Origin of the sequence: Pseudomonas sp. St316 (assembly GCF_018325905.1) — a bacterium.
Lineage (GTDB): Bacteria > Pseudomonadota > Gammaproteobacteria > Pseudomonadales > Pseudomonadaceae > Aquipseudomonas.
In genome coordinates this window covers 3,965,170-3,987,687 of the sequence record NZ_AP021901.1, presented here as the reverse complement: position 1 = coordinate 3,987,687, position 22,518 = coordinate 3,965,170, and the positions used below count along the sequence as shown (strand labels likewise).

16 protein-coding genes and 1 pseudogene are annotated in these 22,518 nt (G+C 61.3%); 9 read left to right on the top strand and 8 right to left on the bottom strand.

The window, feature by feature from the left end:
* Nucleotides 1-3 precede the first annotated feature (3 nt).
* Nucleotides 4-1,086, bottom strand: coding sequence for a hydroxymethylglutaryl-CoA synthase (locus KI237_RS17540; RefSeq protein ID WP_212796343.1), 1,083 nt, complete (start codon nucleotides 1,084-1,086; stop codon nucleotides 4-6).
* 417 nt (nucleotides 1,087-1,503) lie between these two features.
* Here KI237_RS17540 and KI237_RS17535 point away from each other — a divergent pair, with 417 nt between their 5' ends.
* On the top strand, nucleotides 1,504-2,130 hold the full coding sequence (locus KI237_RS17535) for a TetR/AcrR family transcriptional regulator (protein ID WP_212796342.1): 627 nt from the start codon (nucleotides 1,504-1,506) through the stop codon (nucleotides 2,128-2,130).
* 19 nt (nucleotides 2,131-2,149) lie between these two features.
* On the opposite strand, the gene phlG is transcribed toward KI237_RS17535, so the two are convergent.
* Entirely contained in the window at nucleotides 2,150-3,031 is an 882-nt protein-coding gene (gene phlG / locus KI237_RS17530; RefSeq protein WP_212796341.1) for a 2,4-diacetylphloroglucinol hydrolase, read from the bottom strand.
* A gap of 148 nt (nucleotides 3,032-3,179) precedes the next feature.
* Between phlG and KI237_RS17525 the strand changes: the two genes are divergently transcribed.
* Nucleotides 3,180-3,857: a TetR/AcrR family transcriptional regulator gene (locus KI237_RS17525; RefSeq protein WP_212796340.1), complete on the top strand. Its 678-nt coding sequence runs from the start codon at nucleotides 3,180-3,182 to the stop codon at nucleotides 3,855-3,857.
* A 155-nt stretch (nucleotides 3,858-4,012) separates the two neighbouring features.
* On the opposite strand, the gene KI237_RS17520 is transcribed toward KI237_RS17525, so the two are convergent.
* Together KI237_RS17520 and KI237_RS17515 are read right to left on the bottom strand one after the other, a co-directional pair.
* Complete coding sequence (locus tag KI237_RS17520) at nucleotides 4,013-5,797, bottom strand: IlvD/Edd family dehydratase (protein WP_212796339.1); 1,785 nt, start codon at nucleotides 5,795-5,797, stop codon at nucleotides 4,013-4,015.
* A 48-nt stretch (nucleotides 5,798-5,845) separates the two neighbouring features.
* A complete protein-coding gene (locus KI237_RS17515) occupies nucleotides 5,846-7,027 on the bottom strand; it encodes a fumarylacetoacetate hydrolase family protein (RefSeq protein ID WP_212796338.1) in 1,182 nt (393 codons plus the stop codon).
* Between the two features lie 113 nt (nucleotides 7,028-7,140).
* Between KI237_RS17515 and KI237_RS17510 the strand changes: the two genes are divergently transcribed.
* From KI237_RS17510 to KI237_RS17490, 5 genes are all read left to right on the top strand, one after another.
* Nucleotides 7,141-8,079 (top strand): LysR family transcriptional regulator, encoded by a 939-nt coding sequence (locus KI237_RS17510; RefSeq protein WP_212796337.1) that lies wholly within the window; start codon nucleotides 7,141-7,143, stop codon nucleotides 8,077-8,079.
* 306 nt (nucleotides 8,080-8,385) lie between these two features.
* Complete coding sequence (locus tag KI237_RS17505) at nucleotides 8,386-9,768, top strand: MFS transporter (RefSeq protein WP_212796336.1); 1,383 nt, start codon at nucleotides 8,386-8,388, stop codon at nucleotides 9,766-9,768.
* Complete coding sequence (locus KI237_RS17500) at nucleotides 9,765-10,505, top strand: SDR family oxidoreductase (RefSeq protein ID WP_212796335.1); 741 nt, start codon at nucleotides 9,765-9,767, stop codon at nucleotides 10,503-10,505. Before KI237_RS17505 ends, KI237_RS17500 begins: the two co-directional genes overlap by 4 nt.
* A 30-nt stretch (nucleotides 10,506-10,535) precedes the next feature.
* The gene (locus tag KI237_RS17495; RefSeq protein ID WP_212796334.1) at nucleotides 10,536-11,384 is read left to right on the top strand and encodes an ureidoglycolate lyase; all 849 of its coding nucleotides are present in this window, start codon (nucleotides 10,536-10,538) and stop codon (nucleotides 11,382-11,384) included.
* A gap of 152 nt (nucleotides 11,385-11,536) precedes the next feature.
* On the top strand, nucleotides 11,537-12,460 hold the full coding sequence (locus tag KI237_RS17490; protein ID WP_212796333.1) for a hypothetical protein: 924 nt from the start codon (nucleotides 11,537-11,539) through the stop codon (nucleotides 12,458-12,460).
* A 179-nt stretch (nucleotides 12,461-12,639) separates the two neighbouring features.
* Here the strand turns inward: KI237_RS17490 and KI237_RS17485 are convergent, their stop codons facing one another.
* From KI237_RS17485 to KI237_RS31055, 4 genes and pseudogenes are all read right to left on the bottom strand, one after another.
* On the bottom strand, nucleotides 12,640-15,735 hold the full coding sequence (locus KI237_RS17485; protein ID WP_212796332.1) for a multidrug efflux RND transporter permease subunit: 3,096 nt from the start codon (nucleotides 15,733-15,735) through the stop codon (nucleotides 12,640-12,642).
* Between the two features lie 3 nt (nucleotides 15,736-15,738).
* On the bottom strand, nucleotides 15,739-16,908 hold the full coding sequence (locus tag KI237_RS17480; RefSeq protein WP_212796331.1) for an efflux RND transporter periplasmic adaptor subunit: 1,170 nt from the start codon (nucleotides 16,906-16,908) through the stop codon (nucleotides 15,739-15,741).
* A gap of 95 nt (nucleotides 16,909-17,003) precedes the next feature.
* A complete protein-coding gene (locus KI237_RS31060; protein ID WP_502937127.1) occupies nucleotides 17,004-17,759 on the bottom strand; it encodes a methyl-accepting chemotaxis protein in 756 nt (251 codons plus the stop codon).
* Nucleotides 17,760-17,861: 102 nt separating this feature from the next.
* Nucleotides 17,862-19,055 (bottom strand): annotated as a pseudogene (locus KI237_RS31055) (PDC sensor domain-containing protein); the annotation flags it as partial.
* 498 nt (nucleotides 19,056-19,553) lie between these two features.
* Between KI237_RS31055 and KI237_RS17470 the strand changes: the two are divergent.
* Both KI237_RS17470 and KI237_RS17465 read left to right on the top strand, forming a co-directional pair.
* The gene (locus tag KI237_RS17470; RefSeq protein ID WP_212796329.1) at nucleotides 19,554-21,002 is read left to right on the top strand and encodes an APC family permease; all 1,449 of its coding nucleotides are present in this window, start codon (nucleotides 19,554-19,556) and stop codon (nucleotides 21,000-21,002) included.
* A gap of 83 nt (nucleotides 21,003-21,085) precedes the next feature.
* A complete protein-coding gene (locus KI237_RS17465) occupies nucleotides 21,086-22,507 on the top strand; it encodes an aldehyde dehydrogenase family protein (protein ID WP_212796328.1) in 1,422 nt (473 codons plus the stop codon).
* The last annotated feature ends 11 nt before the right edge of the window (nucleotides 22,508-22,518 follow it).

Sequence of the window (22,518 nt, the reverse complement as noted above, 5' to 3'; positions counted from 1 at the left end):
GAGTCAGAGATAGGCCGTCAGGGCATAGGCGGGCCGCAAGTATTTGAACTCGTACTTGATCGACGTCCCGTAATCCACGTAGTACTTATCCTCCAGCAGCGTGCGCAGCGGAACGTTGGTCTTTTGATAGGCTTCGATGGCATCGGTGACGGTCAAGGCGATGGCATCGCTGCCCGCACCAAACCCATAGGAAACCACCAGGATTCTTTCACCGGGACGCGCTTGATCGAGGACGTTGACCAAGCCCAGCAAAGGGCTTGCTGCCCCAGCATCACCGACACTCTGGGCATAGATGCCAGGTTCGATTTGCGCCGTCGTGAATCCCAGGTGCTTGCCGAGAGAGTAGGGGGTCGACACCAGGTTCTGTTGGAAGACGACATAATCGAAATCACCGGCCTGCGCATGGATCTTGGCCATCAATCCCGAGGCGGCGCGACGAGTCTGGTCTTCAAGGCCGATGCTGTTCTTGTCCGAGCCCAATCCCATTCCCGAGCGGATATAGCGGTCCCCTTGAGGCCTGATGTTGTCAGCGACATCCGCCGCGCAGGAAAAACTTGCGTCAAAATGCGCGATCACATTTTCTCTACCCAACAGCAGGGCAGCGGCGCCCGCTCCGGCGTAGGATTCTGTCAAATCGCCGGGGGCGGTGTTGCGGTTGATCGTATCGGCGCCCACCGCCAACGCGTTGCCCACCATGCCCGATGCTACCAAGGCATATGCAATCTGAAGGGCGCTGGTGCCTGATTTGCCGGCAAACTGCACGTCTGCGCAAAAGGCGTCATAGCCGCAGCCGAGCATTTCCAGGATGATCGCGGCTGAGGCCCGGGAGTCATACGGATTGGTGCAGGTGCCAAGATAAAGCGCTTCAAGGGAGCAAGGCGGCGCCTTGTCCAGCGCGCGTTGGGCGGCAAGGACACCCAAGGTTATGACATCTTCGTCGGGTTGCAGTACGGCCCTTTCAATAATGCCCAATTGACCCTTTACCAAGCTCAGATCGGTGTTCTTCCACACCTGGATCACGTCGTCCACCTTGAGCCGGCAGACCGGGATACCCGCGCCATAGCTCACAATTCCTACTCTATTCATGTGTACATCCTCCAGATTCCGTTCTTTCACCTGTTGGCGGGGAGCCGTGACAAGCGCATGAAATATTTAGAAACTATCTATTGTTGCCCGCAAAGCGATACTGGCGGTCCTATGCCCGTAAATCGGCGGGTTCAAGAGGCAGAACCTACCGGTCAGCATGTGAACAATGGCTTTGTTCTTGTTCATTTATTATGTATGATACGAAACGTGCCGTATCGTTAAGGTCGCGTTAAAATTTTATGACTTTCCTTCCGGGAATTCCCTATATAGAGGTACGAACTGCTCCAGAGGCCCGCTGCAAAGCAGAAGCTGAGATCAATTAAACATACAAAACGAAACGATCCGTTTCATTGCTTTTCGAGAGAATCCTATACCCTGAGTCTCTTTTGTCAAGCGCCATATTGGAGATTTTGAATTATGGCCCGTAAACCATCTCGGAGCTCCATTGGCTCATTGAGGAGCCCTCACACGCACAAAGCGATCATCATTTCTGCCATAGAAACCCTCAAGGAGTGCGGTTACTCGGGGTTGAGTATCGAGGCTGTGGCCCGCCGTGCGGGCGCGAGCAAACCAACCATCTACCGGTGGTGGGGTAACAAGGCAGCCTTGATCGCCGAGGTCTACGAGAGTGAAAGCGAACAGATTCGCAAAGAGCCTGATAAAGGCTCATTCAAGGAGAACCTCAATTTCTTGCTGCTTAATCTATGGAAGGTCTGGCGAGAAACGATTTGCGGGGAGGCTTTTCGGTGTGTCATTGCTGAGGCCCAGCTCGATCCCAGCACGCTGCCCAAGCTGAAAGACGAATTCATGGAGCGGCGCAGGGAGCTGCCTCGCAAGTTGGTGGAAAATGCCATTCAGCAAGGCGAGTTACCCAAGGATACGTCGCGTGAATTGCTCCTGGACATGATCTTTGGATTTTGCTGGTACCGGCTTTTGACCGAGCAGTTGGAGGTGGAGGCGGACATCAATGAGTTCACGACACTTCTGCTGAACGGGGTACTGCGCACGACTTCGGCAGCGGTTCAGGACACCGCCGAAGCCTGATTATCGGGTGGGGTTGCCCTTACTTTGCGCCGCTGAATCGTGCATGAAGGCTCGGCAGGATGCTGGCCAGGTGGTTGAACTCACACAAATCATGCACCGCAAATTCATAAGCCAGGGTTTCCAGCTCCACTTCTCCCAGGCCGTTTTCTTCCAGTAGCTGAGCAGCTCGCTCGGCGCCTGGAAAACGCTGCATGGCAGGGTGGCTGCCGACCCAATAACGGCTCGTCAGGTACAAACCCTCCGGGCATTCCTTGAACAAGTGCGCCATCAGCGACACCGGCACTTGCGGTTCGTGGGCCAGGCTCATCAAGGCGCTGACACTGCCGTCTATTTTGGATTCGCGGTACAGGTCCGGACAGAAGCCCAGCTCGCAGGGATCCCTGAAATCAATGTGCAGGTGCATGAGGCGGTCACCGACGTACTCAGAGGCGCAGAAAGTATTGCCATACAAGCGCTCCTCAAAGCTCAGGGAGTCGTCGAGGAGGCGCTCGTGATGAACGCAGGGGTTTTCCACATGGGCGTAAGGAAACCACAGGGTGTAGCGTTCAGCTTCCAGTGGATGCCACATGAACCACCACTTGAGCATCTCGGCTGTGCAGTTGGGGAAAAACTTGCGACTTTGCACGTAGGCCATCGGCCCTGGCAGCAGCGCGTATCCGGCCTCTTCGCTAATGAAATCAGCGGCGAGCATGCGGTTAAGGTCTTCAACGCTGGGCGTCAAGGTGTCAGCCAGGGGCATGGGGCCTTGCTGTATTTTTTCGACGGCGCTGAGCGGCACGCTGATCTTGGAGCGGAAAAAGTCGGCGTAGGGTTTGCCTTGGATGGCCCGCTGGTTGGCCAGGAACTGCTTCTGCATTGGCAATGAGAAGTAGGTGAAAGGTGTCATTACGCGCGCTTCCATGACGGTATTTCCTTGGTAGTGCGTGAAAAGCTCGCAGCATCGGCTACGAAGTCCTCGCGCGGTGTTGTAAAGGGACAATGACGGGACCAAAATAGGTAGGCCGAAATAAAAAGTCAAATTTGAATTAGAACTATAAAGAGATGAGCTCATGGACAATGCCATTGGCAAGCCTTCCTTGCCTCGTGCTTCGCGACTCGATGGGCAGGCAACGCGGCTGCAGATTCTGGAAAAGGCGGGTGAGTTGTTTGCCGAACAAGGGTTGGCCAACACCACCAGCAAGCAGATTTGCGAACGTTCGCAAGCCAACAGTGCGGCGGTGAACTATCACTTCGTGAACAAAGAGGGCCTGTACCGCGCGGTGTTGCTCGAAGCCCACGCTCGGTTGGTGCGGATGGAAACTCTGGTTTCGCTTAACGAGCGGCCCGGCTCGCCGCAAGACAAATTACGTGCCCTCATCACCGTGTTGGTCGAGCGCCTGCACGACCATCCGGATGGCTGGGCGCTGAAAGTGCTCACGCGCGAAGTGCTTTCGCCTTCTCCCGAGTTTGAGGTGGTACTCAAGGAGCAATCGTTTCCCAAGGCGCACATACTGCGTGGCTTGCTTGGCCAAATCATGAACTTGCCAGCGGATCATCCGACAACGTTGCGCAGCGCCATCAGCGTCTTCGCCCCCTGTCTTTTTTTGCTGATAGCCCATCAGCCGTTGCAGCAGCATGTACTGCAAGGCTTGAGTCTCGAACCGCAGGGTTTGATCGACCACATGATGAGCTATGCCCTTGGTGGGCTCCAGGCCGTGGCGGCGACTGCGCACGATGCTACGGACTGACGCGCACCGCTGGCGCGTGTCCAATGCCTGGCAGGGTTGCGTGAAGCGCTGACGCAGAAAGTCGATAACGGCCCCGACACGGTTAGATCCATGGAATAAATCCCTCTGGATTGTCATCAGCATTCAACACGCGCGAACAATCGCACCGCCCGGACTCAGTGCGAATGACGCGGCTCACCACTGCGGGCGATCACGCGCAGATGCAACGTCGCCGGCTCCAGGCAGCCCCCCGTGGACAGCTGTCCCACCAGTTGGCGGTACAGTTCCTGCCAGGGTGTTTGCGAAGGTGGGATGTTTGGCGTCCACTCAAGCCGGCGCCGGCTCATCTCGGCGTCGTCGATCAGCAAGTTCACGGTACGTGTGTTCAGGTCCACTTTCAGCCGGTCGTTGGTTTTCAGCAACGCCAGGCCGCCGCCCACGGCCGCTTCCGGGGACATGTTGAGGATCGACGGGCTCGCCGATGTGCCGCTCTGGCGACCGTCGCCCAGGCAGGGCAGGGAGTCGATGCCTTGCTTGATCAGTGCCGCCGGAGGGGCCATGTTCACCACTTCGGCGCTGCCAGGGTAGCCCACGGTGCCAACGCCACGGATCACCAGGATGCAGCGCTCGTCGATGTCCAGGGCCGGGTCGTCAATCCGTGCGTGGTAGTCCTCCGGTCCTTCGAAGACGATGGCCCGGGCCTCGAAACTGTTCTCGGCGCCGGGCTCGGACAGGTACGTCTTGCGAAACGCCTCGCCCACCACCGACATCTTCATGATCGCGCTGTCGAAGAAATTGCCGCTGAGCACGATGAAGCCGGCCCGGTGCTTGAGCGGGGTGTCGAAGGGATGGATCACATCGGTGTTGCTGGTCAGGCTGTTGCTGACGATTTCGCCGATGGTCTTGCCGCTGACCGTGGCGCAGTCTTCATGCAGGCGCCCGGCTTTTTGCAGTTCATGCATGACCGAGGGCACGCCTCCGGCGCGATGGAAACCTTCGCCCAGGTACTTGCCCGCCGGCATGCAATTGACCAGCAGCGGTACGTCCTCGCCAATCCGTTGCCAGTCTTCCAGGCTCAGCTCGACGCCCATGTGCCGGGCGATGGCGATCAGGTGCGGCGGGCAGTTGCTTGAGGCGCCCAAGGCCGAGGCGACGGCGATGGCGTTTTCGAAGGCTTGGCGGGTCATGATCTGCGACGGACGTACGTCTTGCAGCACCAGGTCGCAGATGCGCTTGCCGGTGGCATAGGCCATTTGCCCGCGCTCGCGATAGGGCGCCGGAATGCTCGCGCAACCGGGCAGCGACATGCCCAGGGCTTCGGCCAGAGCGTTCATCGACAAGGCAGTGCCCATGGTGTTGCAGTGACCGACCGATGGCGATGCCGCAGTGGTCATTTCCATGAAGCCTTCGTAGTCGATCTCGCCGGCCGCCATCAGGTTGCGCGCATGCCAGAGCACGGTGCCGGAGCCGATCAGTTCGCCCTTGTGGTGGCCGTCGAGCATTGGCCCGCCGGACAGGACAATGGCTGGCAGGTCGGTGGTCGCCGCCGCCATCAGGCAGGCCGGGGTGGTCTTGTCGCAGCCGGTGGTGAGCACCACGCCATCCAACGGGTAGCCGTGGAGGATTTCCACCAGCCCCAGGTACGCCAGGTTGCGGTCCAGCGCGGCAGTGGGGCGGCGCGACTGCTCGGCGATCGGGTGCACCGGGAATTCCATGGGAATGCCGCCGGCATCACGGATACCGGCCTTGACCCGTTGCGCCAGTTCCAAGTGATGACGGTTGCAGGGGGTCAGGTCGCTGCCGGTCTGGGCGATGCCGATGATCGGGCGTCCCGATTGCAGCTCTTCGCGGGTCATCCCGTAGTTCATGTAGCGTTCGACATACAGGGCGGTCATGTCTGCGTGGGCTGGGTCGTTGAACCATTGCTCACTGCGCAGGCGGCGTTTTGGCGTGTCACTCATGATTCATTTCTCTCTTGTAGTTGGATGAATCGGTCACGGTCGTGGCGTTTAGCGGCCCAGCAGTCCTCGGGCGGCAAGGTTACGCAGCAAGGCGCTGAAACCAAAGGTCCAGGGGGCGGCATCGCAGCTGTGGGTCACCTGGTTATGCAGGCCTCCGAGCAACGGGCTGCTGATGCTGACCCGGTCACCGCGTTTGTGGGTGAAACCGCCGCCAGCATGGTCACGGTCTTCGGTGGGAGCGAACAGGGTACCGAGAAACAGCACAAAACCATCCGGGTATTGGTGATTGGCGTTGAGCGTCTGGCCTGCCAGGTCCTGCGGGTCGCGGCTGATCTGGTTCATGGAGCTGGAGCCGTGCAGGCGATAGCCATCCTCGCCTTGTACCTGGAGATCGACCACGCACTCCCTTACATCATCCAGGCTGAAGTGTTCGTCAAACAGGCGAATGAACGGCCCGATGGCGCAGGAGGCGTTGTTGTCCTTGGCCTTGCTCAGCAACAGTGCGCTGCGGCCTTCGAAATCCCGCAGGTTGACGTCGTTGCCCAGGCTGGCGCCGAGGATCTGGCCCCGGCTGTTCACGGCCAGCACCACTTCGGGCTCCGGGTTGTTCCATTGCGAGCCGGGATGGATGCCGATGTGGCTGCCGCTGCCCACGGCGGCCAGGACCGGCGCCTTGGTGAAGATTTCCGCATCCGGGCCGATGCCGACCTCCAGGTATTGCGACCACATGCCCTGTTCGATGAGCAAGGCCTTCAGGCGCATGGCTTGCTCGGAGCCCGGCACGATCGTGCGCAGGTTGTCGCCGATCACGCTGTGCACGGTGGCGCGTACGGCCTCGGCCTTTGCCGCGTCGCCTCCGGCCTGCTCCTCGATCACACGCTCGATCATGCTGGCGGCGAAGGTCACGCCGGCCGCCTTGATCACTTGCAAGTCCAGTGGCGGCAACAGTGACGGTTTGCTTGGGTCGGTATCAGGGCCGGTGTTGGCCAGCAGGGCTTGGACACTGGCGATGAAGGTGCCGGGCGTCTGTCGCACGGCGGCCAGCGGCGATTCTGTTTCCAGTAACTCACTCAACGTCGCAAAACGCTCCGAGAGATCGAACACGCCGTCGCTGCGCAACGCAATGGGCGAAGGCCCGGCGATTCGGCCTGGCACCCAGGCACGACCAATCAGGGTTCCGGCCACGCCATCGACGGGCAGGGTGTTCTCGGGAGTAAGCAGTAGCGACATGGCAAGTCTTCCTGTTCGTAAAGCCTTCACGCTAGGGTGGCCACTCGATAAACTCCAATGAGATATATTCAGTATTTGATAACGTCGGGTTATCGCCGGCCTGAGGAATCGCCATGTCAGATCTGTCCTTCTCCAGCTTCTGTGGCTGGCTCAAATTCCGCCACTTGCTGCTGATCGACACGTTGGGGCGCACCCGCAACATGCACCTGGCGGCGCAGCAGATGAACCTCAGCCAGCCGGCTATCAGCAAGATGCTCAAGGAAATCGAAAGCCTGCTCGGCTTTGCCTTGTTCGAGCGGTTGCCACGGAGCATGCCGCCTACGGCTTTGGGCGAGCACGTACTGCGGTATGCGCAGATTGCCTTGAATGATGCGCGCTCGTTCGTCGAGCAAATCAGCAGCTTGCGCGAGGGGGGCCACGGTTTTCTCAAAGTCGGCGGGATCTTTGCCGCCACTGCGGTGGCTTTGCCGGAGGCGATCCTGCAGATCAAGCAGCGCTGGCCATTGCTGTCGATTGAAGTGGTGGAGCAGACCAGTAACCACCTGATGGAGATGCTTGAAGAGAAGACGCTCGACCTGGCGGTGGCCCGTTTTACCGATCAAAGCCAGCAGCAGCGCTATGATTTCCAGCCGCTGGCTCCGGAACCGTTCTGCATCGTGGTCAACTATCGCCATCCGTTGGCCGGCGCGGGCCCGGTCTCCTTGCAGCAACTGGTGGACTTGCCATGGATTCTCTACCCGGTCGGCACGCCGATTCGCGCACGCATGGAGCTGGCGTTCGCCGAGGCCGGGGTGGGAATGCCGCGCAACACCATCGACACCATTTCCATGCAGACCTTCCTCCAGGTGCTGCAACGCGGGCCCATGATCGGCATGCTACCCAATGCGATGGTCGATCCGCTGCTCGAAAGCGGCCAGCTCAAGACCCTCGATACCCCGTTGCACCTGGTGCCGCAGGACTACGGCATTCTCACGCGAAAGGATGAGCCGTTGGTGGGCGCGGCGCTGGAGTTTGCCGAGATCCTCAAGGACAACGCCCGCCTGAGTGGTTGAATGGGCTGCCGCTATCGCGAGCAAGCTCGCTCCCACAGATCCCAGTCAACACAAACGAACTGTGGGAGCGAGCTTGCTCGCGATAGCGGCGGATCAGCCTGCGTTGGACCCGTGGCGAGGGAGCTTGCTCCCGCTAGGCTACCCGGTAGCCCCTAGCAAAACCTTCGATATCGATAACAAAAGGTTATCAACTAATCCAAAAATGCCATTGGGAAAGAATCGATCCCCGACAGTAGAGTCCTCGTTCAATCGCCGGATGATTCGCTCATTCGACGTGACCCAATAAAAACAATCAGGGGTTACCTCATGCAAACCATCTCCGAGCCGTTGCCCGCGCAGGCACCCGCCTGTGAATTGGATTTCGAAGACCGGACCTACCGCAAGGTGATCTGGCGGATCCTGCCCGTGTTGCTGTTGTGCTACATGGCGGCGTACCTCGATCGGGTGAGCATCGGGTTCGCCAAGCTCGATATGCTCAACGAGCTGCAATTCAGCAACACCGTGTATGCCTTGGGCGCCAGTATGTTTTTCTGGGGCTATTTCCTCTTCGAAGTCCCCAGCAACCTGTTGCTGCATCGCTTTGGCGCGCGGTTCTGGATTGCCCGGATCATGCTGACCTGGGCGGTGGTGTCCATGGCCGTGGCCTATACAGTGCCGCTGGCGGGTTTGTTCCACGTCGAATCGAGCACCATGTTCTACGTGCTGCGCTTTCTGTTGGGCATCTGTGAAGCCGGATTTTTTCCCGGCGTGATCCTGTACCTCAACTACTGGTTCCCGACCCATCGGCAGAGCCGGGTGATGTCCGGGTTCCTGCTGGCGTTGCCGGTCAGCCTGACGCTGGGCGGGATACTCTCCGGTTGGCTGATGAACAGCATGCAAGGGGTGCATGGCCTGTCTGGCTGGCAATGGATGCTGCTCATCGAAGGCATTCCTTCGATCATCATGGCGTTCGTGGTGATCGTCTGCCTGGCCGACAACATCGACAAAGCCAAGTGGCTGTCTGTCGCGGAAAAAGCCCTGCTCAAGGCCAATCTGCAAACCGACAACCAGGGCAAGGCCACGCGCTTGAGCGAAGTGTTCTTCAATCCTCGGGTGTGGTTGCTGGTGCTGATCCTGCTGACCTTCAACACCGGCTTCTATGGCCTGGCCTTCTGGATGCCGTCGATCATCAAAAGCACCGGCATCACCAATAGCTTGCACATCGGTTTGCTGACCGCCATTCCCTATTCGGTGGCAGTGGTGGCGATGCTGCTCAACGCCCGGCACTCCAACCGCACCGGTGAGCGGCGCCTGCACGCGGCGATTCCGGCCTTCATTGGCGGCGTCGGCCTGATCCTCAGTGCGTTCTTCGCCGACAACCTGGTGTTGTCCGTGCTCTTTCTCAGCGTCTCCGCTTCCGGGATCCTCAGCCTGATGCCGATCTTCTGGACCCTGCCGGGCACCGTGCTGTCGGGCGTCGCCGCCGCAGCCGGCATTGGCATGATCAACGCCATCGGCAACCTGTCGGGCTTCACCGGTTCGATGATCACCGCCGTGGCGGAAACCCTCACGGGCAACATCAACAACGGCACCTATGTGCTGGCCTTGTGTCTGTTGGTCAGCGGCGCACTGATCCTGGCCATTCCCGCCTCGATGCTCGGCAGGACACCCAAGCACGCCACCACGACAGCGCAACTGGAGACCGCATGAACCTACAAAACAAGCGCGTACTGGTGACGGCAGCGGGGCAGTGCATTGGCTTGGCCAGCGCCATTGCCTTCGCCCGGGCCGGGGCCGAGGTGTTCGCCACTGACATCGATATCCAGGCACTGGCGGGGATCGAAGGGATCACCGCGATGCCCTTGGACGTCACCTCGACCGCTGCCATCAGCGCCGCCTGCGAACGCATCGGTGGGCTCGACGTGCTGTTCAACTGCGCAGGCTTCGTGCACAGCGGCAACGTCCTCGACTGCGACGAGGTCGCCTGGGCACGTTCGATGGACCTCAATGTCACGGCCATGTACCGCATGATCCGCGCGTTCCTGCCGGGCATGCTGGCCCGTGGCGGCGGTTCGATCATCAACATGTCGTCGGTGGCCTCCAGCGTCAAGGGCGTGCCCAATCGCTTTGCCTATGCCACCAGCAAGGCCGCGGTGGTGGGCCTGACCAAGGCCGTCGCCATCGACTTCGTCAGCCAGGGCATCCGCTGCAACGCGATCTGCCCGGGCACCGTGGATTCACCCTCGTTGCGCCAGCGCATCTCCGACCAGGCCGCGCAGCAGGGCGTCGATGAGGCGAAGGTCTACCGGCAGTTTCTCGACCGCCAGCCCATGGGCCGCATCGGCCACACTGAAGAAATCGCGCAGTTGGCGTTGTACCTGGGTAGCGATGCGTCTGCCTACACCACGGGTGCCATTCACATCATCGACGGTGGCATGAGCATCTGACCCCAGTTTTCACTTGAGCAGGAGCACGACATGAAACTATTGCGCTACGGCGAAAAAGGTTCGGAAAAACCCGGGTTGCTGGATGCCGACCATCAGATCCGCGACCTCTCGGGCCATGTGCCGGACATCGCCGGGCAGGTCCTTGGCCCGGACAGCCTGGCAGCGCTCGCCGCCCTCGACCCGCGCAGCCTGCCGCTCGTGGCCGGCCAGCCACGGATCGGTGCCTGCGTCGGGCAGGTCGGCAAATTTATCTGCATCGGCCTGAACTACGCCGACCATGCGGCCGAGTCGAACATGGAGGTGCCGAAAGAGCCGATCATCTTCAACAAGTGGACCAGTGCCATTTGCGGGCCGAACGACGACATCCAGATCCCGCGTGGCTCGCTCAAGACCGACTGGGAAGTCGAGCTGGGCGTGGTCATCGGTAAAGGCGGGCGCTACATCGACGAAGCCAATGCCATGGAGCATGTCGCTGGCTACTGCATCATCAACGATGTGTCCGAGCGCGAGTGGCAACTGGAGCGCGGCGGCACCTGGGACAAGGGCAAAGGCTTTGACACCTTCGGCCCCCTTGGGCCGTGGCTGGTGACCCGGGACGAAATTGCCGACCCGCATACGCTGGACCTGTGGCTGGAGGTCGACGGACACCGCTATCAGAACGGCAATACCCGAACGCTGATCTTCAGCGTGCCGCAGCTGATTGCCTATCTGAGCCGGTGCATGAGCCTGCAACCGGGGGATGTGATCTCCACCGGCACACCTCCGGGCGTCGGCCTGGGCATCAAGCCCAACCCGGTGTTCCTGCGGCCAGGCCAGACCATGCGCCTGGGAATCCAGGGCTTGGGCGAACAGCGCCAGGTCACGGTGCAGGCGGACTGATACTGGACTCGCTGCCGCTATCGCGGGCATGCTCGCGATAGCGCTGGTCCAGTGACCGGGATTCAGAAAGTGTGTTATGTCTTGAGGGTACTGTCCACGCACCGAAAAATCCTCGAAGATGCGCGACTGATTTCAATGGAATGACGCCATCCATGAGCGACGACGCCGTCACGCGGTTCACCCGCTTGCATACCCCTGACCCAGGCCTCGGCCCTCGCGAGCAATCCCCGATGCTCCCACAGGAGTTGGCGTGGGCGCGCGAGCGTGCATCCATGCACCGCTTCAGCTGGGTCATGGTGCTGGCGGCGCCGGTGAGCATTGGCCTCATGCTGCCGAGCTTGGCGTTCGTGATTGTCTTGGGTCTTGTCGAGAAATGGTTTGTCCCGGGCCTGGATATCGACCGGATCATCGACGGATCCTGGGGCTGGCAGGTGTTGGCAACTGTGCTTTTCGTGGCGGGCTGGGCGTTGTCCAATTACCTGCGCGACTCACGCGATCCGATCAAGCGCTACTGGCAATCGATGCAGGATCGAGGGGTGGTCGAGCTTGAACGTCATACGCTGATTTCGGGTATCAGCCTGTGGGCCAACGACGTTGACCCTGATTGCAACAGCGTCATGCAATGGAAGAACGACACGCTGGTGCGCGAGCAAGCCTCTGGCGTGTCGCAGTGGATTCTGGCCATGACTACGGCCGGCCACTGGCTGGTTCTCAGGGAGGAGTTTGCCGGCGCCTTCCGCCATGGACGGGTAGGGCGAATGCCTGCGCCCGACGAGCGGAGGAAGCCCCAGCAACAATTGGCGATTACCTTTGTCCCCGGGACCCAGGTGACGCTGGGCGAGCGCTTTGACGGTGCACCTTTGCCGCTGACGGACTCTTCGTACTGGATGTCCGTCGATGAGTTCACGCGCCTCGCGGAGGCATCCCATCGCTGGACTTGCCTGCCGCCGGACCGTTACGCCGTGGTCAACGACCGGGACGCCGATTGGGTACAGCGACTGGTGGACAAGGCACTAGGCGGCGTCGGGCCACAGGCCGGGCGACCAGCCGTCATGGCTGAGCGTCCACCAACGTGACGCGGTGATCTCGGGGCGCGAGAACGCTGATGGCGGTTTGCGCCAGGGCGTGGCCAGCGTGTGTCCGAACTACGGCGTTCCGGTTCAACGCAAGGACTTGCAGGCATCGATCAGGCGAGCGCTTGCGCGACGAGCGCACTGCCCGCCGGGAAGCCTTCAAGCGCAAGTAGCACTGACCCTCAATCGGGTTTGCCACGCCTGACGCGCGCCATCACCACCACGAAAAACACCGGGACGAACACCACCGCCAGCGTGGCAGTGATCATCCCGCCGATCACTCCGGTACCGATGGCCTGCTGGCTCGCCGAGCTGGCCCCGGTGGCAATCGCCAGCGGTACGACGCCAAGGATGAACGCCAGCGAGGTCATGATGATCGGCCGCAAGCGCAGGCGTGCAGCCTCAAGCGTTGCGTCGATCAGGTCGTGGCCTTCGTCGTACAGGCTCTTGGCGAACTCGATGATCAGGATCGCGTTTTTCGCCGACAGCCCGATGATGGTGATCAGCCCGATCTTGAAGAACACATCGTTAGGCATGCCGCGCAACGACACGGCCAATACGGCGCCGAGCACACCCAGCGGCACCACCAGTAGCACCGAGGTCGGGATCGACCAGCTCTCGTACAGCGCCGCCAGGCACAGGAACACCACCAGCAGCGACAGGCCCAACAGAATGGGTGCCTGGCTGCCGGACAAGCGTTCCTGCAAGGACAACCCGGTCCATTCCTGGCCCAGGCCCGTTGGCCCCAGGGCCACCAGCCGTTCGATTTCGGCCATGGCTTGTCCGGTGCTGTAGCCCGGTGCCGGTTCACCGGAAATGCTCACCGCCGGATAACCGTTGTAGCGGCTCAATTGCGCCGGCCCCTGGGTCCAACGGGCCTGGACGAATGCCGACAACGGGACCATCTTCCCGCTGTTGTTGCGCACATGAATCTTCAGCAAGTCTTCGACCTGGCTGCGCTGGTCGCCTTCGGCCTGGACCACCACCCGTTGCATGCGCCCCTGGTTGGGGAAGTCGTTGATGTAGGTCGAGCCCACCGCCGTGGACAACACACTGCCGACGTCGGCAAAGGAAATGCCCAGGGCATTGGCCTGCTTGCGGTCGACCTCCAATTGCACCTGCGGCGCCTCCGCCAGGGCGCTTTCACGGACATTCATCAGCATTGGGCTTTTGTCGGCGGCGGCGAGCAATTCGCTGCGGGCCTGCATCAAGGTGGCATGGCCGAGTCCACCACGGTCTTGCAAACGGAACTCGAAACCGCTGGAAGTGCCCAGGCCGTCCACCGGCGGCGGTAGCACCGAGAACGCCATGGCGTCCTTGATCTGGCTCAGCGCCAGGTTGGCGCGGTCGGCGATGGACGCCGCCGAATCATCGGCGCCGCGTTGCGACCAGTCCTTGAGGGTGGTGAAGGCCAGGGCCGCGTTCTGCCCGCTGCCGGAAAAGCTGAAACCGAGAATGATCGTGCTGTCGCCGACCCCCGGTTCGCCGGCGTTGTGGGCTTCGATCTGCTCCACCACTTGCACCGTCCGGTTTTTGCTGGCACCCGGTGGCAGCTGGATGTCGGTGATGGTGTAGCCCTGGTCTTCCACCGGCAGGAACGAGGAGGGCAGGCGACTGAACAGCAGGCCCATGCCCACCAGCAACACGCCGTAGATCAGCAGATAGCGACCGCTGCGTTTCAGCGCATAGGCCACCCAACCTTGATAGCGCTCGCCGAATCGGTCGAAGCCACGGTTGAACATGCCGAAGAAACCGGTCTTGGCGTGGTGATCACCTTTGGCGACAGGTTTCAGCAAGGTCGCACAAAGCGCCGGGGTCAAGGTCAGGGCGAGAAACGCCGAGAACAGGATTGAGGTCGCCATCGACAGCGAGAACTGCTGGTAAATCACCCCCACCGAGCCCTGCATGAACGCCATCGGAATGAACACCGCCACCAGCACCAGGGTGATGCCGATGATTGCCCCGGTGATCTGCCCCATGGCCTTGCGCGTGGCCTCTTTGGGCGACAACCCTTCCTGGGCCATGATCCGCTCGACGTTCTCCACCACCACGATGGCATCGTCCACCAGGATGCCGATGGCCAGCACCATGCCGAACATGGTCAGCACGTTGATCGAGAACCCCAGCGCGAGCATCGTGGCGAAGGTGCCCATCAGCGCCACCGGCACCACCAATGTCGGGATCAAGGTGTAGCGGATGTTCTGCAGGAACAGGAACATCACTGCGAACACCAGCAACATCGCCTCGCCGAGGGTGTAGATCACCTTGGTGATCGAGACCTTGACGAACGGCGAGGTGTCGTAGGGAATCTTGTATTCCACACCGGCCGGGAAGTAGCGCGACAGCTCGTCCATCTTGTTCCGCACCAGGGTCGCGGTGTTCAAGGCATTGGCGCCCGGTGACAGTTGCACGCCCACTGCGGTGGATGGCTTGCCGTTCAGGCGCGTGGAAAACTGATACTCCTGGCTGCCGATTTCCACCCGTGCCACGTCGGCAATGCGCACCGTCGAGCCATCGGGGTTGGCCTTGAGCACAATGTCGGCGAACTCCTGCGGCGTGTTGAGCTGGCCTTTGACGACGATGGTCGCGGTAATTTCCTGGGTGCTGCGGCTCGGCAAATCGCCCAGGCTGCCGGCCGACACCTGGGCGTTCTGCGCCACGATGGCGGCATTGACGTCGGCCGGGGTCAGGTTGAAACCGACGAGTTTCTGCGGGTCGATCCAGATTCGCATGGCTCGCTCGGCCCCGTACAACTGGGCCTTGCCGACACCGTCCAGGCGCTTGATCTCGTTCATCACGTTGCGCGCCAGGTAGTCACTGAGGGCCACGTCGTCGAGCTTGCCGTCGCTGGAGGTGAGGGTGATCAGCAACAGGAAGCCGGCGGAAACTTTCTCCACTTGCAAGCCTTGCTGCGTCACCGCTTGCGGCAGGCGCGACTCCACGGCCTTGAGGCGGTTCTGCACGTCGACCTGAGCCAGTTCCGGGTTCGTGCCGGGTTGGAAGGTCGCGGTGATGGTGGCGCTGCCCAGGCTGCTCTGGGACTCGAAATACAGCAGGTTGTCGGTGCCGTTGAGCTCCTCCTCGATCAGGCTGACCACGCTTTCGTCCACGGTTTGCGCCGAAGCACCTGGATAGACGGTGGAAACCTCGATTTGGGGCGGGGCCACCACCGGGTACTGCGCTATCGGCAGTTGTGGAATGGCCAAGATACCGGCCAACAGAATGAACAGCGCGACGACCCAAGCGAATACCGGACGGTCGATGAAGAATTGCGGCATGGCTTAATGTCCTGCCTGTGGCCCGGGAACCTGGGCGAGGGGAAGTGGGGTGTCATCGATCTGGACCTGGTCACCGGGGCGGGCGTGTTGCAGGCCTTCGATGACGATGCGCTCGCCAGGTTTCAAACCGTGCGTGACGACCCAGCGATCGTTTTGCGCGGCGCCCAGTTGCACCGGTTGCTGGCTGACTTTCTGCTCGGCGTCCAGCAGCAACACCTGGGCGATCCCGGCACTGTCGCGCAGGATGGCCCGTTGCGGCACGGTAATGCCCTGGCTGTTGACCGCCTGTTCCAGGCGCACGCGAACGAAGCTGCCGGGCAGCAGGTCCAGGTCGGGGTTGGGGAATTCGCTGCGCAGGGTGATCTGGCCGGTACTCGGGTCGACGCTGAGGTCGGTGAACAGCAATTTGCCGGGCAGCGGATAGGGGCTGCCATCGTCCTGAATCAATGTGGCCTTGGCCTGGCCCTGGCCGACCGCTTGCAAAAGCCCTGCGCGAAAGGCGCGGCGCAGGTCGTTGAGTTCACGGGTCGATTGCACGAGGTCGGCGTGAATCGGGTCCAGTTGCTGGATCAAAGCCAGCGGCGTGCTTTCGTTCTGCCCGACCAAGGCACCTTCCGTCACCAAGGCGCGACCGATGCGTCCGGAAATCGGCGCGGTCACCGTGGCGTACCCCAGGTTCAGCTTCGCTCGTTCCACCGCGGCCTTGCTGGCAGCGACGTCGGCTGCGGTCTGGCGCACGCTGGCCCGGGCGTTGTCGTAATCCTGGCCACTGATCGCCTTGTCATCGATCAACTGGGCGTAACGTTGTGCCTGCAAGCGGGCCTGGAACGCATTGGCCTCGGCCTTGCGCAACGCCGCCTCGGCACTGTCCAGGTCGGCCTTGAACGGTGCCGGATCGATGCGAAACAGCACCTCACCCTGTTTGACGTCGCGGCCTTCACGAAACACCTGCTGCAAGACCACACCGGCCACCCGCGCCCGGACTTCGGCCACCCGCGGTGCGGCGATCCGGCCACTGAGCTCGTTGCTGATCGACAGTGGCCGGGCCTGAACGGTTTCGACACGCACGCTTGCCAGCGGGGCGGATGCTTCTGGAGTCGAGGCGCTATCACAGCCACTGAGCAGCAGTGCCCCGACCAACAGGCCCCGTGTGACGAAAGAAATCTTGGACATGGTGCTTCCCCAATATTGAGCCGCCCATGGTAGGTATCGAAGCCAATGACAGGGGTGAAGCTTTGTAGGCGCTCTGTGAAATTGTGTAATGCCCCTTAAGTCCGAAAGTGACCCACCAACTGCTGCTGATGGTTCGCCATGTCGTACAGTGAGCGGCTGGCCTGGGACGCGCCCTGCATGTGATCGGTCAAGGTCTCGCTGATCCCTCGAATGTCACTGACGCGATGGCTGATGTCTTCCACCACAGCGCTTTGCTCCAGGGCCGCGCTGGCGATCTGCCGGTTCATGTGCTCGATCACTTCCACGGCGTCGCTGATGTGTTGCATCGCCGTCTGGGTCTTTTCGACTTGAACGACGCTGTCCCTGGCTTGCTCGCGGCTCAATTGGGTGCTGTGCACGACCTCCTGGCTCAACTGTTGTAACGCCTCGATCACCGTGCGTATCTGCTCGACCGAGTTCTGGGTGTTGCTGGCCAAATGGCGAACTTCGTCAGCCACGACGGCGAAGCCGCGTCCCTGTTCACCCGCCCTGGCGGCTTCGATGGCGGCATTCAAGGCCAGTAGGTTGGTCTGTTGGGCAATGGCGCAGATCACGTCCAGCACCTGGCCGATGTGTTGACTGTTGCCGGCCAGGGCCTGCACTTGCTCAAGCGTCGTCTCCAGGCGCCGGTCCAGGCTGTCGATGCTGGTGACCGCGTAGGCGAACAATTCACGTCCTGATCGGCTGGCGTTTTCGGCGGCGGTGGCGGCATCGGCTGCCTGGTGGGAGTGACGGGCCACTTCCTGGGCGTTGGTGCTCATTTCATCCAGGGCGGTCGCGGCCAGCTCGACTTCCCGGTACTGCGTGTGCATGCCGGCGCTGACTTCCCGGGCCACCTGCGCCGATGTATCGGCGGTGTCGCGGGTGTCCAGGGACGCTTGCTGGATATCGCGGATGATGGGCTGCAATTTATCGAGGAAGCGGTTGAAGCCCTTCGCCAGTTGGCCCAATTCATCCTGGCGGTCGTTGGGCAGGCGCTGGGTGAGGTCACCGTCGCCCTCGACAATGGCGTCGAGCATGCGCGCCACCCTTAGCAAGGGTCGTGTGACGCCGTAGGCCGTCAGCCAGACAAGCAATAAGCCCAGGCAACTGGCGAGCAAGCCCAGGCTGAGGTTGAGCCAATTGGCCTGGCGACGCTTGTCGTCCAACTGGGCCTGCATTTGCAGGGCCGGCGCTTGCACAAGCGACTCAGGCACGCGTATCTGCAATTGCCAGGGGGTATTGGCGGGAACGGTTTGCACGGCTTGCCGAACGTCGATGGAGATGCCGTCAACCGTGCCGCTATGGCCGGCCACTTGCCCTGACGGAGAAAGAATGTTGATCTCGCTGTGACCGGGATACAGGTCGTTGGCAAGGCTGGCGGCAAGTTGCTGAAGGGTATCGAGGCTGATGTCCATGCCCACCACGCCGATGACTTTGCCCTGGTCCAGTAACGGTATGGAGAGGCTGCTCATCAACGTCTTCTGGCCTTCGACCTCGATCGCGTAGGGCTCTGTCACGCAGGTGCGCCCCAGTATCTGCGGGCAGACGTACCAGGCGTTGGCCGGCTCGCTGCCCGGCGGCGCCGTGTTGGCGCTGATCTGGGCTTCGCTGAGCACCTCTTGCACCAAATGACCGGGTTGGCTTTGCGACCAGTACAGGGCAAAGCGACCTTTTTCATTGCTGGCCAGATCACGTTGGCCCGTGAAACCGGCATCTTCACCGACCAGCGCGTCGGGAAGCAGCACCACGTAGAAACCGAGGACTTTTTCCCGGTTCTGAAGGGCTTGGCGGGTCGCGGCGATCAGGTCCCGGCGCAGTTGCCCGGGCGTCAGTCGCCCGTTCCACGCCTGGGCGCGCAGTTGCAGAACCTGTTGGGCGAAACCTTCCCCATAGATCGCCGTTTCGCTGAAAAAGCGTTCCACCCGCTGACCATGGGCCAGGCCCTGTGCCTGCAAACCTTCCAGGGCTGAGCGCCCCAGCAGTTGACTGCTTTGCTGCTTGAGCAGTGTTGCGCCTTGCTGGTTCTGATACAGAGAGGCGCCGGTCAATGCCCCGACGACGGCCAGCAGGCACAGCCCACTCAGGAGCGTGATCCGCCATTGGATAGAGAGACGAGCGAAGAACATGCTGAGATTTTCCTGCGCTTAGGGGCTTTTATTGTTTTGGGCCCAGCACTGTCTAAGCGGTGGGCGAGCTTATCTTGCGGCAGCAAGCGCCTTCGCGTTATCCCGAATCGGCAGCCGTTGTGCGCCGACATTGGGCCAATGCGGTTCGCTTAGGGCGACGACGTCCCTGTGGCGAGGGGATTTATCCCCGCTGGGCTGCGCAGCGGCACCCTAAGCAGTCAACTCAATCTGTCTGATACGCCGGGTTGGCTGCATTTAGGGCCGCTTCGCGCCCCAGCGGGGATAAATCCCCTCGCCACAGGAATGTCCTTGGCTTTGATGGGGCTGACCTGTTTTGGGGCGCAGCTTGGGATGCTGCCGTTTTGGGATAGCGAAGGGTTTTGGCAAGGGCCTAGCATCGAATCCAGCGTGCAAGCAGAACAATAAGCATTTGGAAGTCGGCGAAGCTGGGCGTCTGCGATCCAGCAACAACTGCCTCATACAATAAGGTCAAGAACAATGAGCGTATCTTTCCCGATCAGCAGCTCGACGGAGTTGAAGCGCGGCGCCTTGGGTGTCGGTTTCATCATCTTCTTTGTGATTTCGGCGGCGAGCCCCTTGAGCGTCATCGCCGGCGGCTTTCCCATTGGCATCATGCTGGGCAACGGAGCTGGCACACCGGCGTTGCTGATCCTGGCCTTGCTGGTGTTACTGGCATTTTCGGCGGGCTACACGGCCATGTCCCGCCACATGACCAACGCTGGTGGTTTCTATGCCTTCACCTCCCGCGGCCTGGGTGGCCTGGCCGGCGGTGCGGCAGGGGTGTTGGCGATGTTTGCCTACAACATTCTCCAGGTCGGCCTGTACGGCATGTTCGGCGGGGTAATCAGCGGCACGATGGCCAGCGTCTTTGGCCTGGACTTGCCGTGGTGGGCGTATTCGCTCCTGGCGATGGCGAGCATTGCGATTCTTGGCTATCGCAAGATCGACCTGTCGGCCAGAGTACTGTCGGTGGTGGTCATTGCCGAATATCTGGCGATCCTGACACTGGATTTCGCCATCCTTAAAACCGGCGGCGACAGCGGCATCAATTTCGCGTCGTTCGAGCGCAGCCATGTGTTCAGCGGCACGCCGTCCATCGGCTTGCTGTTCTGCTTCGCGGCGTTCATCGGCTTCGAGGCCACCACCATCTACGGCGAGGAGGCGAGGAATCCGCACCGCACGATTCCCATCGCCACCTACAGCTCGGTGCTGTTGATCGGTGGTTTCTATGCCCTGTCGGTCTGGGCGATGGTGATCGGCGTCGGGGCCGACAAGATCGTGCCGACCCTGCAGGCGCTCCAGGATCCGACGACGTTCATCTACGGCATGTCCGATCATTTTGTCGGCCCCCACCTGACCCAGATCATCCGTGTGCTGTTCATGGTCAGCATCTATGCCGGGTTGCTGGCGTTCCACAATGCCGCGGCCCGTTACTTCTATGCCATCGGCCGTGACGGTTTGCTCCACAGTCGGCTGGGCACTACCCATCGCGTGCACCAGAGTCCGCACATGGGCTCGGTCCTGCAAAGCCTGATCGCCGCAGTGGTGGTGCTGATCTTCGCCGCGCTGGACGCCGATCCGATCCTTCAGCTGTTCGCCTGGTTTTCCAACCTGGCCACGCTGTGCGTGATCCTGCTCATGGCGCTGACCTCAGCGGCGGTGCTTGTCTATTTTCGCGCTCACCCGGAGCTGAAGGTGGGGTTCTGGCGCGGTCGGATTCTTCCGGGCTTTTCGTGCCTGGCATTGCTGGCGGTCCTGGCCCTTGCGGTGATTCATTTCGACGTGCTGACGGGCGCCAGCCAGCTCTTGTCCTATGGCCTCTGCGCGGTGATTCCCGTCGCGCTGATCGTGGGCGTGTTCCTCGCTGTTCGATTGCGCAAGACCTCGCCCGAGCGGTTCATGGCGCTGGGAAGCCACAAGCTCTAAGGCATCACGCACAACCTCAATCCACCCAGAAAAAAGTCCGCTGTCGTTCGGGACGGTTCGTCAGCGCGTGAAAGGAAGGTTCTATGCACGATTATCAAATGCTCATCAATGGGGCTCGGGTCGACGGCGAAAACGGGCAATTTGATGTGCTCAATCCGGCGACCGGTACGGTGTTCGCTCGATGCGCGGCCGGTTCCCTGGCCCAGCTGGACCTGGCCGTCGAAGCGGCGCAGTCGGCCTTTGTCGAATGGCGACACAGCACCCATGAAGATCGCCGCCAGCGCCTGCTGAGCATCGCTGCCGATCTCGAGCAGGAAGCCGAGGCATTGGCCCGGCTCATTGTCCTGGAACAGGGCAAGCCACTGGAATTGGCGTTCTCCGAAGTGATGGGCGCGGTGGCCTGGACGCGCTATGCCGCCGAGCAGCAGATTCCCGTGGAGTTGGTGGAAGAAACCCCGACCCAGCGTATTGAACTGCACCGCAAGCCGTTGGGCGTGGTCGCGTCGATCACGCCTTGGAACTGGCCGTTCATGATTGCTGTCTGGCACATCATGCCGGCGTTGCGGGCCGGTAACTGCGTGATCAGCAAACCATCGAGCCTGACCCCCTTGAGCACCCTGCGCCTGGTGGAAGTCATCGCTCGCCACGTGCCTCGGGGCGTGATCAATAGCGTGACCGGTGAGCAAGGGTTCGGCAGTGCGATCACCTCCCACGCCGGTATCCAGAAGATTGTCTTCACCGGCTCCACCGCTACCGGCCAAAGCGTGATGCGCGGCGCCGCCAGCAACCTCAAGCGCCTGACCCTGGAGCTGGGCGGCAACGATGCCGCCATTGTGCTGCCAGGCACCTCGATCGAGGCGGTCGCCGAAGATATTTTCCAGGCCGCATTCCTGAACATGGGGCAGACCTGCGCCGCCCTCAAGCGCTTGTACATCCACCAGTCCCAGTACGAGGCCTTTGCCGAGACCCTGACCCTGATCGCCCGGCGTCAGGTGGTGGGTGACGGCCTGGCGCCCGGGGTCACGTTTGGCCCGGTGCAGAACCTCGAACAGCTGGCGCTGGTGGAGGAACTGGTGGCGGATGCCCGTGCCCAGGGAGCGCGCGTGTTGTGTGGCGGTGCTCGTCTGGATCGTCCGGGCTTTTTCTATCCGCCGACGCTGGTCGCCGATGTGACCGATGGGCAGCGCCTGGTGGATGAGGAGCAGTTCGGGCCGGTGTTGCCGCTGATTGCCTACCAGGATGTCGAGGATGTCCTGCGTCGCGCCAATGCTGGCGACATGGGCCTGGGTGGATCGGTCTGGGGGCGCGACAGCGAGCAGGCACAGGCCCTGGCCAGTCGCCTGGAATGTGGCATGGCCTGGGTCAACTGCCATGCGCAGATCCAGCCGAATACGCCGTTTGGCGGCAGCAAGATGTCCGGGTTCGGCGTCGAGTTCGGCCTTGAAGGGTTGCTGGAGTTCACCGGCCAGCAACTGCTGTACGTACGCAAGCGTGAAACAGAATGAGGACTGCAATC